This window comes from Mesorhizobium erdmanii USDA 3471, from assembly GCF_000472705.1.
In the GTDB taxonomy this organism is placed as follows: domain Bacteria; phylum Pseudomonadota; class Alphaproteobacteria; order Rhizobiales; family Rhizobiaceae; genus Mesorhizobium; species Mesorhizobium erdmanii.
In genome coordinates, this window is sequence record NZ_KI421453.1 from 374,788 (window position 1) to 390,363 (window position 15,576).

Sequence of the window (15,576 nt, forward strand, 5' to 3'; positions counted from 1 at the left end):
CCATGACGCCGAGTGCTGCCTCGCAACCGCCACAGCCGCGCGACTTCGTCGGCTATGGTCCGCGCCCGCCCTTCATGACCTGGCCGGGCGGCGTCAAGCTCGCCATCAACCTCGTGCTCAACTACGAGGAAGGCTCGGAGTATTCCTGGCTCGAAGACGGCCGCAACGACAATTGGGGCGAATACAATCTCACCTCGAGCCCGCCGGTGCGCGATCTCGGCACCGAAACGCATTTCGAATATGGCAGCCGCGCCGGTGTCTGGCGCCTGGCACGGCTGTTCGATCGCCACGACATCCCGATCACCATCTCAGCTTGCGCGGTGGCGCTGGAGCGCAACCCGCCCTTGGTCGAATGGATGAAGACGCGACGTCACGACCTGCTCGGCCACGGCCTGCGCTGGATCGACTACACGACCATCGGGCGCAACGAGGAAGAACGCCAGCTGCATGAAGCGATCGCGCTTTACGAGAAGCTGCTGGGCAGGCGCCCGTTGGGCTGGAATTGCCGCTCGCTGCCCAGCGTCAACACGCGCGACCTTTTGGTGCGCGAAGGCGGCTTCCTCTACCACTCCGACCCCTGCAACGACGACCTGCCCTATTTCCTCGACCATCGGGGCACCGAGATCCTGGTCGTGCCCTATTCCAAGACGCTCAATGACAGCCGCTATCTGGTGGCGCCGGGCTACAGCAATCCGCGAGACTTCGCCGAGGACTGCCGCTCGGCAATCGACTACATGCTCGACGAAGCCGGCGAGACCGGCGGTCGCATGCTGACGATCGGCATCCATGCGCGCTGGATGGGCCAGCCAAACCGGGCGTCCGGCCTGCGCGAAGTGATCGAACATTTGAAGCAGAACCCTGCCGCTGCCTTCATGCGCCGCGAAGACATCGCCCGGTTCTGGCTGGACAATCATGCCGGCTTCGAGCGGCGCGGCTAGAGCGGTCTAACGGAAGCAAGACGGCATGTTCGAGACGCTGATCCGGGGAGCCACCATCGTCAACGCCGAAGGGTTCGAGCGGTGCGATGTGGGCGTCAGCGACGGCAGCATCGCAGCGCTTCTCCCACCCGGCGAGACGGCTTCTGCGAGGGCCGTTGTCGACGCGGCTGGCGCCTATCTGCTGCCCGGCCTGGTCGACGCGCACGCGCATCTGCGCGACCCCGGACTGACGCACAAGGAGGACTTTTCCTCCGGCACGCATGCCGCGGCCCTTGGTGGCGTGACGACGGTGCTCGACATGCCGACCGACGAACCGTGGACAGCGACGGGCGAACAGCTTGCCAACAAGATGGCGACGGCCGCAGGCCGCCTCCACGTCGACGTCGGCCTGCAGGCCGTGCTCAGCCGCGACCTGTCGCTCATCCCGCGCCTGCTCGATCTCAGGCCGGTCTCGTTCGAGCTGTTCACCGCCGATGTGCCCGATGACTTCCTCTTCGCCACGCTCGACGCCGTGGCCGAGGCGTTGAAGGCTTTTGCCGGCAGCGACACCTTGATCGGCATCTCGCCCGGCGATCAATCGATCCTGACCGGCAGCACCATGCGCGACCGCTCCGGCACCATCGCCGCCTTCCAGGCCAGCCGTCCGCCGCTGGCCGAAGCCAACGGCATCGCCCGGGCGCTTGTGGCCGCCGCCTCGGCCGAGGCCAGAATTCATGTCCGCCAGATCAATTCCGAACTCGGCGTCGAGGCCTGGAGCCGGCTGCGCGGCATGGCCGACGCCAGCGTCGAAACCACGCCGCAGAACCTCTTCTTCAACGCCAACGACTATGGAATGCAGGGCGCCAATCTCAAGGCCTCGCCACCCCTGCGCTCGCCGCATGACGTGGATGCGCTGCGTGCCGCGCTGCGCGCGGGACTGATCGACATCGTCGCCACCGACCACGCGCCGCATACGCCGGCCGAAAAGGCGGCACCCTATGCGGCTTTCGCCGACATTCCGGGCGGCATGCCGGGACTGCAGACATTGCTGCAGACGATGCTGAAACTGGTCGACGAAAATCTGATCACGCTGCCCGATCTGGTGCGCCTGTGCGCGCGTAATCCGGCCGAACGCTTCGGCCTGGCTCGGCGCAAGGGCCGGATCGCAACCGGTTACGACGCCGATATGCTCATCCTCGATCCGCGCCACTCCAGCATGATCGCCAATGCCGATCAGGTGTCGCGAGCGGGCTATACGCCCTTCGACGGCTGGACCGTCCAGGCGCGGCTGACAAGCGTCTTCCTGCGCGGCCGCGAGATCGTGCGCGAGGGAAAACGGATCGGGCCGAAAATCGGAACCATCGTCACCCGGGAAAGCTGAGGAAACATGCCCCTGCTCGCCAACAAGACCGCCATCGTCACCGGAGGCAGTTCCGGTATCGGCCGCGCGATCGCGCTGAAATTCGCGGCGGAGGGCGCGAGCGTCGTCGTCGCCGACACGGTCGAGCAGCCGATCGAGGGCGGTCAGAGCACCGTGGAGTTGATCCGCTCGGCCGGCGGAGCCGCCGTCTACATCCGGACCGACATCGCCGACTGGAACGCCGTCGATGCGCTGGTCAATGCGACGGTCGACCAGTTCAGACGGCTCGACGTGATGGTCAACAACGCCGCGATCTACACCAGCACCAATCTGATCGACACCACGCCGGAACAATGGCAGCGGGTCATAGGCGTCAACCTGACCGGTTTCTTCTACTGCTCGAAACGGGCGGTGATGCAGATGCTCGCCCAGGCGCCGGTCAACGACGTGCGCGGCCGTGTCATCAATATTTCCTCGCAGCACGGCATGGTGGCCTGTCCCGGCGACCTTCCCTATTCGGTGAGTAAGGGGGGCATCGTGCAGATGACGCGGCAGATCGCGGTCGACCACGCCGACGATCTGATCGTCTGCAACGCCATCGCACCCGGCAAGATCATCACCGGCAAGCCGGGCGTGGCCAACGACCCCGACGCCATCGACTATTCACGCCGGCGCACGCCCTGGCCGCGGCTCGGGCATCCGAACGATGTGGCAGGAGCCGCACTGTTCCTTGCCAGCGACATGGCAAGCTACGTCACCGGCATCAACCTTATGGTGGACGGCGGCTGGATGGCAGGCTGACTAATGCTGTCTGCCTGCGATGCGCCAGGTTGGGTTTCCGTCATTGCCTGCTGAACGTGCCGGTGTAGGTCTGGCCGGCGAGCACATAGGTTCCGGCCAGGGTTCCGCCAGGCAGCATCGTCAGACTGATGTCGGCGCCATTCGGCAGACGCCCGAGCTTCAACGTCGTCCCGACAATTCTTCCCGCGCCGGCTGCCTCTCCCGGATTGTTGTCGCCCAGATTGCTCCAGGCAAAGGTGACTGTCACCTGGCCATTCGGAGAAATCGTCTGCACTGCGACCTCGGCTTCAGAAGTGCCCTCCAATCGTCCAGCCCAAATGCCCGAAAATGCGGCATACTTGGCCGGAACGCCTTTCGCCGGGGGAGTGATCGTCACGGATTGATCCATGATTGCCGAACCCGCGGGAGCCAAACCGGGTTGAGGGGCAACGGGACCTGGCGCGGGTTCGACAGCGGCGGGTTGCCGCTCTGCAGGAGCCGATTGGCACGCAGCCAAGGCAAGCGCCATCAAGCCCAGCATCCTATTCCGCATCAAATTCTCCCTGTCGTTCACGGGCTACCGGCGGACCGCGCGTCCGCCGAATTGCACGTCACTCTACATCACCGACCGATGCAATGCGTATATCTCGCTGACGCCAGAGCCGTCCGGTTAAACGGACCGACGGCGAGGCTGTCTGAAAGAGGCATCACGTCTGCACGGGCGCGATTCATCGCGGCGGCCGCGCTGCCGGGCTTCAGTCGTACGGTAGGGACAGACCCGCGAGGAGCGGAGCGTACGCGGCGAGCCTGCGGGATACGAACTCCGTGAACAGCCGCACGCGCTTCGTCTTGCGTGTCTCCCCCTGCGTGAGCAGCCATAGCGTTCCGTACATGTGCAGCTCGGTGCCCGGCACCCTCATCAGCAGGGGGTCGGCGTCTCCGACGAAGCACGGCAGTGTCGTGATCCCGAGCCCCTGCCGCACAGCAACGATCTGCGCTTCGCCGTCCGTGGTCCTGAACGGAACCCCCGTCGTGCGAACCTCGCCCTGGCGGACCCAGTCCGGAATTCCATGCATGCTTATGACGATCCACCGGATGGGATCAGCCGCGCCCGCACGCCATGCGGCTAGCCGATCGCGGGATATGTAGACGGCGCCGAACAGCTCCGGTCCCTTCAGTCCGTGAAGATTGAGCGGCAGGGTTTTGCGGTCGTAGACGACGCGGATCGCCACGTCGGCCTCCCGGTTGGTCAGATTTGCCAGCTCCCCGGACGACAAGATCTCCATCTCGATGTCCGGGTGCAGACGCGCGAAATCGGCGAAGTCCGGCATGAAGAGGTGTGTCGCGAGGGTCGGGGCCAACGTCACCCGCAGAAGCCCGCGCACGCTTTGGTCGCGCCCGAAGACGCGCGTCTCCAGCTGATGCGACGACGCTTCCATCTGGTTCGCGAGTTCGAGGACCTCCTCGCCCGCCGCCGTCAGCCGGTAACCTGAAGGCAGCTTCTCGAACATCTGCGCTCCGAGGCGTTCCTCGAGCTGGGCGATGCGTCGCAGCACGGTCGAGTGATTCACCCCGAGGCCTTCGGCGGCGGCCCGCACCGAGCCTCGGCGCGCAACGGCAAGAAAGTAGCGAACGTCATCCCAATCGATCATGGTGCAATCTCGCACCGCGCGGTGCGCCTTCCAAATCCCAAATCTAACACATTGAACCATATCTCGTACGTGGGCAGCACAGTGGTCCTCGTAGCGCAAGCCGACAAGTGCGGCCCAATCCCGAACGCCGATGCTGATCGTCGCTCCTGGCGCCAGTGGTCCAGCCGGATCGATTTCGCACCACCGATGTGCGCGCTTCCGCACTGAACGCCTGACGTCGGCAGACTTATTTCCAGGCTCTCGGGGTTCTTCCCGAACGACCAAAGGCAGAGCCTGAAAGGAAAAGTCATGGGAAAGCTAGACGGTAAGGTTGCAGTCATCACGGGTGGATCGAGCGGGATGGCGCTGGCGAGCGCCAAGCGGTTCGTTGAAGAAGGCGCCTATGTTTTCATCGCCGGCCGGAGACAGGGGGCGCTGGACGAGGCGGTCAAGCTGATTGGCCGGAACGTGACCGGCGTGCGTGGCGACGTGGCCAATCTCGACGACCTCGATCGCCTGTTCGACACGGTCAAGCGGGCAAAGGGCAAGATCGACGTCCTGTATGCGAGCGCCGGCACGGGCGAAGCCGTCCCACTGGGCGAGATTACCGAGCAGCACTTCGATGCGGCCTTCAACCTGAATACGCGCGGCACGCTGTTTACGGTTCAGAAGGCGTTGCCGCTGTTCAGCGATGGCGGATCCATCTTCATGACCGGGTCAGTTGCTTCGGTGAAAGGTTTTCCCGGTTACGGCGTGTATGCGGCGAGCAAGGCGGCGCTACGCTCATTCGCACGCACTTGGCTCAACGAACTGAAGGGCAGGAATATCCGCGTGAACGTGCTGAGCCCGGGGCCGATCGCCACACCGATGCAGGACCAAGTTCTCACCCAGGAGGCGAGGCGGATGTTCGAATCCCTGATCCCGCGGGGAACGATGGGACGCCCTGAGGAAATTGCGGCGGTCGCCCTGTTTCTTGCTTCCGACGAGTCGAGCTTCGTGAATGGGGTGGAATTGTCTGTCGATGGCGGCTTCTCGGCCATCTGAAATCGCGCCGGTCACTGGAAGCGGCTAACCGGCGGAAACTAGCGTGTCCATGGCGGTACGGCGGGAAGCCGACGCGAAGGTCGCCACGCAGCGAAACGGATAACCCAGCGCCGTTGAAGGCCGGGGAATCAATACCAACACAGATCGGAGAAATACGATGAGCTATGCAATTGTGGGATTCGGGAAGATTGGCCAGGCCCTCGCCCACGCCTTCGCCCGCAGGAACATCGACGTGACCGTCGCGAGCCGCCGGCCGCCTGAGGCGTTGGCGCAGCAGGCACGGGCGATTGGACCCACGGTCGTCGCCAAGTCGCTGCGGGAAGCACTCGAGGCCGATACGATCATCCTGGCGGTGCCGTTCGGGGAGCATAGCGAGGTGGCGAAGGCACTGCCGAGCTGGAAAGGCAAGACGGTCGTCGACGCGACGAATGCGTTGGTTCCACCTGAGGAACTGGACGGTCTCGTGTCCTCCGCCTTCGTCGCGAAGGCGTTTACCGGCGCCAAGTTCGTCAAAGGTTTCAATCACCTGATCGCGGCCACCCTGGCCACCGATCCGATCGTCGAGGGCGGCCACCGGGTCGTCTTTCTGTCGAGCGACGACGAAGACGCGACCGTTCCCGTGGCGGCCTTGGCCAGACAACTCGGGTTCGCACCCGTCAAGCTGGGAAGGCTCAACGAGGGTGGCGCGCTGGTGCACGCACGCGGTCGCATTTGGGGCCCGCTCATCTTCCAGGACCTGTTCAAGAAGGAGCAGTAATCGATCCGCAATTCGCAGAGGCGCGGCGGGACATGTGGGTGAAGCTCAGGCGGCCGGCTGCGGTGCTGCCCTGAGCAGCATGCCGAAGAGGTCGCGCGGCTCGTCGGGATCGGCGAGCAGGTCGAGTTCCTCATACAGGCCGGTGGCCTGGAGCTGGTCGCGGACATACCGCAGTGCTGAAAAATCCTCGGTGGCGAAGCCGACGGAATCAAACAGCGTGATCTGCTCCGGAGCCTTGCGGCCTTCTGCCTGGCCGGTCATCACCTGCCACAGCTCGGTGACCGGATGGTCGGCATCGAGCTGCTGGATTTCGCCCTCGATGCGCGTCTGCGGCGGAAACTCGACGAAGATGTCGGAGCGCAGCAGGATGTCGCGGTGGAGCTCCGTCTTGCCGGGGCAGTCGCCGCCGACCGCGTTGATGTGAACGCCGGAGCCCACCATGTTATCGGTCAGGATGGTGGCATACTGCTTGTCGGCGGTCACCGTGGTGATGATGTCGACGCCCTCCACCGCATCCTGCCCGGTGGTGCATATGGTGATCTCAAAGCCCTTGCCGGCGAGGTTGCGGGCACATTTTTCCGAGGCCTGGCGGTCGATGTCGTAGAGCCGCAACCGGTCGACGCCAAGCAGCGCCTTGAAGGCGACGGCCTGGAACTCGGACTGGGCGCCGTTGCCGATGATGGCCATGGAGCGCGAACCCTTGGGCGCCAGGTATTTGGCGGCGACAGCGGACGTAGCCGCGGTGCGCAATGCTGTCAGGATCGTCATTTCGGTGAGCAGCATCGGATAGCCGGAACCGACATCGGCGAGCACGCCAAAGGCGGTGACCGTCTGGCGGCCTTCGCGCATGTTCTTCGGATGGCCGTTGACATATTTGAAGCCGTAGAGGCGGCCGTCGCTGGTCGGCATCAGTTCGATGACGCCGTCATGGCTGTGCGAGGCAATGCGCGGCGTCTTGTCGAACAGCTCCCAGCGGCGGAAATCCTCCTCGATATAGGCGGCGAGTTCGGTGAGGAACCGCTCGACGCCGATGGCCAGCACCAGTTTCATCATGCGGTCGACGCTGACGAAGGGGACGATGGCAAGGCGGGAAGGCTGGGTCATGAGATGCTTCCGGAATGGCTGCGGGTCGGGCGGTCCATGATGCGGCGGCCCATCAGGCTGGCGGTAAGGTCGACCATGAGCGTGGCGGTGCGGCCGCGCTCGTCGAGGAACGGGTTCAGCTCGACCAGATCGAGGCTCGAGACGAGGCCGCTGTCGGACAGCATTTCCATCACCAGATGCGCCTCGCGGAAGGTGGCGCCGCCGGGCACCGTGGTGCCGACGGCCGGCGCGATCGAGGGGTCGAGGAAATCCACATCGAGGCTGACATGCAGCAGGCCGTTGGCCTTTTCGACCAAGGCCAGGAAGGCGCGAAGCAAAGGGGCAATGCCGTGCTCGTCGATGGTGCGCATGTCATGCACGGTCACGCCCGCCTCGTTCAGCGCCCGGCGCTCGGCCGGATCGACACTGCGCAGGCCCATGACGCAGATGCGGGACGGATCGACGGCGACGGGCAGGTCCGGGAAATAGCCGTCGAAGCCCGGCCGCCCGCTGGCATAGGCGAGTGGCACGCCGTGCAGATTGCCGCTGACGGTGGTGTCGAGCGTGTGAAAATCCGGATGCGCGTCGAGCCACAGCACGAAGAGCGGCCGGCCGCGCTCGGCGGCCCGGCGCGCTATGCCGGATACCGTGCCGGCCGAAATCACATGGTCACCGCCAAGGAAGATCGGCATGGCGTCCCGCGAAACCGCATAGGCGGTCTCGGCGATCGCCGCGGTCCATGCGGAAATCTCCGGCAAGGCCTTCAGCGCGAGATTGCCGTGGACGACAGCGCGCGCAGGAGCGGCTTGCACCGCGCCCCAGTCCTCGACCTCATGGCCAAGTTCCGACAGCACCGAGACAAGCCCTGCCGTGCGCAGTGCGCTCGGCCCCATCTCGCATCCCATCCTGCCCGCGCCGTCCTGCACCGGCGCGCCAACGATCCTGCAGCGCATGATTCTTCTGCCCTCGCGATTGATGCGTGGAATGAACCATCCTCGCCTGGCAGTTTGAACAGGCGAAATTGGCATTTCGAAAAAATTGATTTATCATTCTGGGCAATCATTCTGATCAAAATGGATGGCAATCATGGACGCGCTCGACGAAAGGCTGATCACGCTGCTCAGGCACGAGGCGCGGCGCAGCATCTCCGATCTCGCGATCGATCTCGGCGTCTCGCGCGCCACGGTGCGGGCGCGCATGGAGCGGCTGGAAAAGTCGGGAGAGATCATCGGCTACACTGTGGTGCTCCGCGCCGACGCCGTCGACCAGAGGATACGCGGCGTCATGATGATCGAGATCGAAGGCCATGCCGCCGATCGCGTGGTCAGGGCGCTCGGCGGTCTTGCCGAGGTCTCGACCATCCACACCACGAATGGCCGCTGGGACCTGGTGGTCGAACTTGGCACGGCATCGCTGACCGATTTCGACGCGGTGCTGCGGCGGATACGGCTGATCCCCGGCATTACCGGCAGCGAGACGAGCCTTCTTCTGGCAACGCCGCGGACGACCAGGGCAAGGTTGGCTTAGCCTGGATCAGGCTAGCCCGGGCGCTGGCAGCGCAGCCGCGCCTGACGCTATTCGAAGGAATAGGTGAAACCGTCCTTGGAGGCCCCTACGGTCACCTTTGTCATCTTTTCACCCGCTAGCGACCGGTTGAGCACGCCGCGGCTCAATTCCGGCAGAAGCGTGTTGGTCAGGATGGCATCGATCATCCGCCCGCCGGATTCGATCTCCGTGCAGCGGGCCTTGACCATATCCATGACACCGTCGCCGATCACCAGTTCCGCGTCGTTGGTTGCGCGCAGCCGCCGAGCGATCTTGGCAAACTGGTGGCGGGTGATCGCTTCGATCATCGAATCCGAGAGCGGATAATACGGTATCGTGACCACTCGACCGAGGAAGGCCGCCGGAAAGACCTTCAGCAGCGGGCTGCGCAAGGCAGTGTCGAGATCGTCCAGCCCGGCCCGCACCGTGCCGTTCCTGGTCCGGTCCATGATGACTTCGGAACCCACATTCGAGGTGAGCAGGATCAGCGTGTTCTTGAAATCGATCCGTCGACCTTCGCTGTCGTCCATCATCCCCTTGTCAAAGACCTGGAAGAAGATCTCGTGCACGTCCGGATGCGCCTTCTCGACCTCGTCGAGCAGGATCACCGAATAGGGTTTGCGGCGAACCGCCTCGGTCAGGATGCCGCCCTTGCCATAGCCGACATATCCCGGCGGAGCACCCTTCAAGGTGGAGACAGTATGCGCCTCCTGGAACTCGGACATGTTGATCGAGATCAGGTTCTGCTCGCCGCCATAGAGCGTCTCGGCCAAGGCCAGTGCGGTTTCGGTCTTGCCGACACCCGAGGGGCCGCACAGCAGGAACACGCCCACCGGCTTTTCCGGCGCGCCCAGCCCGGCGCGACTGGTCTGCACGCGCCTGGCGATCATCTCCATGGCATGATCCTGTCCGACCACGCGTTCGGACAGGGTGGCCGCGAGCCGCAGTGCCTTTTCGGTCTGGCTCGACAGCATCCGCCCGGTCGGAATTCCCGTCCAGTCCTGAACGACGGCAGCCACCGCGTTACGGTCGACCGATGGCAGGATCAACGGCGTCTCGCCTTGCGCGGCGGCGAGTTCGGCCATGAGGTCGCGTAGCCGGGCGAGGTCAGGGGGCGGATCGGATGGCGCAGGCTCGGCAACCATTTCGGCCTTCACTTTGGCCGCCTTGGCCTTCGGCTTTACGGCCTTCGCCAGTTCAGCCTTCGTCGTTTCAGTCCTGAGCGGTTCCGTCTTGAGCGGCTCGGTCTTGGGCACCTTGGTCTTTTCCGCGTCCGTTGCTGTAGTCTCCGTATAGGCCTCAGCGGTCGCCGCCTGATCGAGCGGCACGCCTTCGCCGCGCAGCCTGGCGCGCAATTCGAGGATCTCGGCGACAAGGGCCTTTTCGCGATCCCAACGCTGCTGCGCGGCGGCAAGCGTGACCTCGGTTTCGGCAAGCCCGGTCTCGACGCGCGCCTGCCGGTCAGCCACCTCGATGCCGATCGCGGCCTCGCGGCCGATGATGCCGCGCTCCACCTCCAGCGCCTGGCGGCGGCGCAGGATGTCCTCGACCTCCGCCGGCGTGGCGTGCTGCGAGATGGCGACACGGGCGCAAGCGGTGTCGAGAAGGCTGACCGCCTTGTCCGGCAATTGCCGTGCCGGGATGTAGCGATGCGACAGGCCGACCGCCGCCTCTATCGCCTCATCGAGTATCTGCACCTCGTGGTGCTGCTCCAGCACGCCGGCCACGCCGCGCAACATGAGAACGGCCACCGCCTCCGACGGCTCGTCGATCTTTACCACCTGGAAACGGCGCGTCAGCGCCGGGTCCTTCTCGATGTGCTGCTTGTATTCGGCCCAGGTCGTTGCCGCTATGGTGCGAAGCTCGCCCCGTGCCAGCGCTGGTTTCAGCAAATTGGCGGCATCGCCGGTTCCGGCGGCGCCGCCGGCGCCGATCAAGGTGTGGGCTTCGTCGATGAACAGGATGACCGGCGTTTCCGATGATTGAACCTCATCGATGACGGCCTTCAGCCGTTTTTCGAACTCACCCTTCACGCTTGCGCCCGCCTGCATCAATCCGACGTCGAGCATACGCACGCTGATGCCTTGCAGCGCGGGCGGCACGTCCTCCGCTGCGACACGCAAGGCAAAGCCCTCGACGACAGCGGTCTTGCCGACCCCGGCCTCGCCGGTCAGGATGGGATTGTTCTGCCGGCGCCGCATCAGGATGTCGACGATCTGCCGGATCTCGGGATCGCGGCCAACGACCGGATCGATCTTGCCGTCGCGGGCGCGCTGGGTGAGGTCTGTCGCGTATTTCGCCAGCGCCGAATCCCCGCCCGGACCGCGCTTCTGCGGCGTCTCGGCAGGGCCAGCGGCAGGCGGCGAGCCGGCTTCGAGCGAGCCTTCGGTCACATCGGCGAAGCGGGAAATGACGCCGTCGGCGTCGATCTTGTCGAATTCGGCGCTGATTTTCGACACCAGGCCTTCCAGCACCGGCAGCTTCAGGCAGGCGAGCAGGATGTGGGCGCTGCGCACCTCTTCGACGCCGAACTCCAGCGTCGCGAGGTTCCAGCCCTCCTGGATGGCGTGGAAGATGTGGTCGGAAAACTCCTCCACCGATGTTGCGCCATAGGGCAGCTTGTCGATGGCTCGCGTCATGTCCGCCGTCAGCCGGCTGGCATCCAGCCCGGCGTCCGCAACGATCATCTGCACGTCCGAGCGCTCGGACAGCACCAGTTGCTGGATAAAATGGACGAGCTCGACGTAAGGATTGCCGCGTAGTTTGGCGGTGTCGGCGGCGGCCTTGAAGGCGCGGACACCCACGGCATTGAGCTTGCCGACCAGTTCCTTGCGCTTGAAGGTCTGCGATGACCGGCGCTGTTCCATCGAACGTGCTCCTGCGATCTGCCAGCCGATAAACTGCCACATAAGCCGTCACTTGACAAAGCGCGGGACGGATCGATGGCGCGACGTCCGGTTCAGCCGGCCCTTTTCACTTGTGGAAAGTCCCGCATCCCTGTCTGCGAACAGCCACGTGCCCGGGCGCCCCTGCGAGATGCGATTCGCATACGGCTTAGGCAAGCAAGCCACCGATTTCAACGACTGGGAAGCGGTTTCGTTTAGCTTCTGTTAAATTTTTGGACAGCCATTGAATTGTGGTAAAGTGCAACCGTGTGCTAACGTGGCGTCACGTACGGTTTGAGGTCGGTCGCTGGGGGTTTGAGTGATTGATGCCGCGCTCTGGCTTAGCCCGCTCGACGGTGGAAACCCGTCAGGGGAGGATTTGCGCAACGACCCGGCTTTCCATGAGTTGGAGCGCCTGACGGAGCCCGAGGTCAAGGTCGTCCACGACGGCAACAACAAGCCCACGTCGCAAAGCACCATTCCTGTCGACTGGTCCGCTGTGCTGGCAAAAGCGGCGGACTTGCGCGCGCATGGCCGCGACCTGCGCCTCCTCGTCATCGTCACGCGTGCGCTGGCCAATGAAGAAGGGCTGGCCGGGCTCGCGCAAGGTCTGACCCTGATCGCGCAGACCTTCGATCAGCATTGGGAAACCATGCATCCGGCCCTGCGGCCCGGCGCCTCGCCTCGCGATGCCGCCTTGCGCCGTATCAACGCGCTACTCGACCTGCAGAATGGTCAGGACGGGCTGTTGGCGAACCTGCGCCAGATGATTTTCTTAACGCCACGCTCGATCGGGCCGATCAGCGGACGCGACCTGGAACAGAGCGCGCTCGACGACCGTGTCATGCTCCAGGAAGCCGCCTCGGGATTGAACACTGCGGAAAAGGCCGCGCTGGTCAGCGCGCACGGGCAATTGTTGAACCGGGTGCGCGCCGGATGTGCGGCACAGATTGATCAGGCCGGTGCGGAGATGGTTTCGCTGGTCGCCGACGCCCGGGCAGCGATCGCAGCCCTCGACGCGGTGGAAACAGCGCTGAACGCCCGCCTCGAAGGCGGCGGCGCTCCCGTTCCGGACTTAAAGCGGTTTCTGCAGCGTTTGCTGACGACCCTCGAACGGAATTCGGCGGCGGGTGCGGTGGCCAACGGCGCGGCCAAGCCGCCCAACCCGGCAGAACCGGCAACGCCTGCTCGAAACGGTCATGGAGCCGAGACTATGGCAAGTGCGGCAAGCTACACGGAGACCAGCACCGGGCTTCCCGACCGGATCTCCTCGCGCGACGACGTGGTGAAGTGCCTCGACCTGGTCGTCGCCTTCTATGACCGCACCGAACCATCGAGCCCGATACCGCATCTGGCGCGGCGCGTACGCCGCATGGTGCACATGGATTTCGTTGAACTGATGGAAGATCTCGCCCCGTCGGGGCTGAAGGAATTCCGGCTCCTTGCCGGCGTTCCGGATGTCAAGAAGACGGCTCAGAAGGATGAAAGGTAACAGCACATGCCAGCCGAAAGCAAAGCGAAGGTCATCGAACGAAATCGTGCGCCGCGGGTGCAGATCGCCTATGACGTGGAAACCTACGGTAGCCCGACGACGATCGAATTGCCGTTTGTAATGGCCGTGATGGCCGACCTTTCCGGCGCTTCGCAGACCAAGGAAGCATCCAAATCGGTGCTGGACCGGTCCTTCGTCGAGACCGACGCTAACCGCTTTCCCAAATTCATGGAGGCGCTCGGGCCGCGCGTCAAAGCCCGAGTGAAGAACACGCTGCCGCAAGCCGAAGGCCAGGAGCGTGACGAGGAACTGGCGCTCGATCTCACCTTCACCAAGATGGGTGATTTCGCTCCGGACAAGGTTGCCGAGCAGGTGCCGCAACTGGCCGAAATCCTCAAGATGCGGCGCCAGCTCGAGGAACTGCTCGGCTTCATGGATGGCCGCGTCGACGCCGAAAAACGCATCGCGCAGCTTCTGAACAACGAGCCGCTTCTTGGCAAGATCGCCAGCCAGGCACTGGCCGACGACGACAAGGCAGGGGAGTAAACCATGGCCGAACAGCAAAAGACCGCCGCCGTCACCGCCGAGGCCGAAGCCATCGACCTTGGAGAATTCAGCGGGCTCCTCGAGAAGGATTTCAAGGTCAAGAAGGACGACAGCGAGAAGCTGCAGCAACTCGTGCGCAATCTCGCCCTCGCGGCACAGTCGCGTTCCGACACCACGACCATTTCGTCCAATGCGATCAAGTCGATCAAGTCGCTGATCGCGGGCATCGACAAGATGCTGACGACACAGGTCAACGAGATCCTGCACGCGCCGGAAGTGCGCGAGATGGAAGGCACATGGCGCGGCCTCTGGTATCTCGTCAACAACACCGAGACGGATCAGAAGCTGAAGATCCGGGTGATGAACATCTCCAAGGAGCAACTGGCCGACACGCTCGAAGACTATGAAGGCCAGATGTGGGACCAGAGCCCGATCTTCAAGAAAGTCTATACGGACGAGTATTCGATGCTGGGCGGCGAGCCGATTGGCTGTGTGATCGGCGCCTACGAATTCTCGAACCACCCGCGCGACGTCGGCCTGTTGCGCAACATTTCCGGCATCTGCGCATCGGCGCACACGCCGTTTATCGCGGCCGCCTCGCCGCGCCTGTTCCGCATGGACAGCTGGCAGGAATTGCCGAACCCGCAAGACTTGCAGCAGATCGTCTCCAACCCCGCCTATGCCTCGTGGCAGTCGCTGCGTGAGAGCGAGGACGCCCGCTATATCGGCCTGACCATGCCTCGCGTTCTGGCCAGGCTGCCCTATGGCACCGATACCGTTCCGGTGAAGGGCTTCACCTTCGAGGAAGAGGTGCAGGGCGATCACAACAAATATGTCTGGATGAACGCCGCCTTCCCGATGGGCGTCAATATCAACCGTAGCCACAAGCTGTTCGGCTGGGGCACGCAGATCCGCGGCGTCGAGAATGGCGGCACGGTGCTCAACCTGCCGGTGCACAGCTTCCCGACCGACGATGGCTCGATCGCGATGAAATGTCCGACCGAAGTCGCCATCGACGACCGGCGCGAGGCCGAACTGGCCAAGCTCGGCCTGATGCCGATCCTGCATCGAAAGAACACCGACCTCGCGGCCTTCATCGGCGCCCATTCGCTGCAGGACGACGAAACGCGCGCCGGTCGGCTGGTCGACCCCGATGCACAGTCGAACGAACGGCTGAGCGCCAACCTGCCCTATCTCTTCCCGGTCTCGCGCTTCGCGCACTACCTCAAGGCGATCGCGCGCGACAAGGTCGGCTCGTTCAAGGAGCGCTCAGACATGCAGATCTGGCTGACCGAGTGGATCAACCGCTACGTGCTGGCCAACCCAGCCTTCGCCGACGACAAAGCGCGCGCCAAGCGCCCGCTTGCGGCGGCCGAAGTCCAGGTCGACAGCGTGGAAGGACGGCCGGGCTACTACAACGCCCGCTTCTACCTGCGTCCGCATTACCAGCTGGAGGGCATCAACGCCTCGCTGCGGCTGGTATCGGAATTGCCGTCCGTGAAGACTTGATTTGCAGCAACCAGACTTTGTTTTGTT

14 protein-coding genes are annotated in these 15,576 nt (G+C 64.1%); 9 read left to right on the forward strand and 5 right to left on the reverse strand.

Annotated features, from left to right (window positions below; translation table 11 throughout):
• Positions 1 to 2 precede the first annotated feature (2 nt).
• From A3AU_RS0129195 to A3AU_RS0129205, 3 genes are read left to right on the forward strand one after another with little or no spacing between them, the layout of a single operon-like run.
• Positions 3 to 938: a polysaccharide deacetylase family protein gene (locus A3AU_RS0129195; RefSeq protein ID WP_027056050.1), complete on the forward strand. Its 936-nt coding sequence runs from the start codon at positions 3 to 5 to the stop codon at positions 936 to 938.
• Between the two features lie 25 nt (positions 939 to 963).
• Complete coding sequence (locus tag A3AU_RS0129200; RefSeq protein ID WP_027056051.1) at positions 964 to 2,298, forward strand: dihydroorotase; 1,335 nt, start codon at positions 964 to 966, stop codon at positions 2,296 to 2,298.
• Positions 2,299 to 2,304: 6 nt separating this feature from the next.
• Entirely contained in the window at positions 2,305 to 3,078 is a 774-nt protein-coding gene (locus A3AU_RS0129205; RefSeq protein WP_027056052.1) for an SDR family NAD(P)-dependent oxidoreductase, read from the forward strand.
• 40 nt (positions 3,079 to 3,118) lie between these two features.
• Here A3AU_RS0129205 and A3AU_RS1000000140550 read toward each other — a convergent pair whose 3' ends face one another.
• Positions 3,119 to 3,586 carry a hypothetical protein gene (locus A3AU_RS1000000140550; protein WP_245235607.1) on the reverse strand — a complete coding sequence of 156 codons (468 nt, stop codon included), beginning with the start codon at positions 3,584 to 3,586 and terminating at the stop codon, positions 3,119 to 3,121.
• Positions 3,587 to 3,812: 226 nt separating this feature from the next.
• Positions 3,813 to 4,709: a LysR family transcriptional regulator gene (locus A3AU_RS0129215; RefSeq protein ID WP_027056054.1), complete on the reverse strand. Its 897-nt coding sequence runs from the start codon at positions 4,707 to 4,709 to the stop codon at positions 3,813 to 3,815.
• Positions 4,710 to 4,997: 288 nt separating this feature from the next.
• On the opposite strand from A3AU_RS0129215, the gene A3AU_RS0129220 reads away from it, so the two are divergent.
• Both A3AU_RS0129220 and A3AU_RS0129225 read left to right on the forward strand, forming a co-directional pair.
• The gene (locus tag A3AU_RS0129220) at positions 4,998 to 5,732 is read left to right on the forward strand and encodes an SDR family NAD(P)-dependent oxidoreductase (RefSeq protein WP_027056055.1); all 735 of its coding nucleotides are present in this window, start codon (positions 4,998 to 5,000) and stop codon (positions 5,730 to 5,732) included.
• Positions 5,733 to 5,889: 157 nt separating this feature from the next.
• On the forward strand, positions 5,890 to 6,489 hold the full coding sequence (locus tag A3AU_RS0129225; protein ID WP_027056056.1) for an NADPH-dependent F420 reductase: 600 nt from the start codon (positions 5,890 to 5,892) through the stop codon (positions 6,487 to 6,489).
• A 45-nt stretch (positions 6,490 to 6,534) separates the two neighbouring features.
• On the opposite strand, the gene A3AU_RS0129230 is transcribed toward A3AU_RS0129225, so the two are convergent.
• Positions 6,535 to 7,593, reverse strand: coding sequence for an ornithine cyclodeaminase (locus A3AU_RS0129230; protein ID WP_027056057.1), 1,059 nt, complete (start codon positions 7,591 to 7,593; stop codon positions 6,535 to 6,537).
• Positions 7,590 to 8,525, reverse strand: a complete 936-nt coding sequence (gene rocF, locus A3AU_RS0129235; protein ID WP_027056058.1) for an arginase — start codon at positions 8,523 to 8,525, stop codon at positions 7,590 to 7,592. The genes A3AU_RS0129230 and rocF overlap by 4 nt, the downstream gene beginning before the upstream one ends.
• A gap of 133 nt (positions 8,526 to 8,658) precedes the next feature.
• Between rocF and A3AU_RS0129240 the strand changes: the two genes are divergently transcribed.
• Positions 8,659 to 9,099: an Lrp/AsnC family transcriptional regulator gene (locus A3AU_RS0129240; protein WP_027056059.1), complete on the forward strand. Its 441-nt coding sequence runs from the start codon at positions 8,659 to 8,661 to the stop codon at positions 9,097 to 9,099.
• Between the two features lie 47 nt (positions 9,100 to 9,146).
• On the opposite strand, the gene tssH is transcribed toward A3AU_RS0129240, so the two are convergent.
• Positions 9,147 to 11,984: a type VI secretion system ATPase TssH gene (tssH, locus tag A3AU_RS0129245; RefSeq protein ID WP_027056060.1), complete on the reverse strand. Its 2,838-nt coding sequence runs from the start codon at positions 11,982 to 11,984 to the stop codon at positions 9,147 to 9,149.
• 337 nt (positions 11,985 to 12,321) lie between these two features.
• Here tssH and tssA point away from each other — a divergent pair, with 337 nt between their 5' ends.
• Genes tssA through tssC form a run of 3 tightly spaced genes read left to right on the forward strand, consistent with a single transcriptional unit; the run spans position 12,322 to position 15,549 of the window.
• Positions 12,322 to 13,494, forward strand: coding sequence for a type VI secretion system protein TssA (gene tssA / locus A3AU_RS0129250; RefSeq protein WP_027056061.1), 1,173 nt, complete (start codon positions 12,322 to 12,324; stop codon positions 13,492 to 13,494).
• A gap of 6 nt (positions 13,495 to 13,500) precedes the next feature.
• Complete coding sequence (gene tssB / locus A3AU_RS0129255; protein ID WP_023767752.1) at positions 13,501 to 14,040, forward strand: type VI secretion system contractile sheath small subunit; 540 nt, start codon at positions 13,501 to 13,503, stop codon at positions 14,038 to 14,040.
• A gap of 3 nt (positions 14,041 to 14,043) precedes the next feature.
• Positions 14,044 to 15,549, forward strand: coding sequence for a type VI secretion system contractile sheath large subunit (tssC, locus tag A3AU_RS0129260; protein ID WP_027056062.1), 1,506 nt, complete (start codon positions 14,044 to 14,046; stop codon positions 15,547 to 15,549).
• Positions 15,550 to 15,576 lie beyond the last annotated feature (27 nt).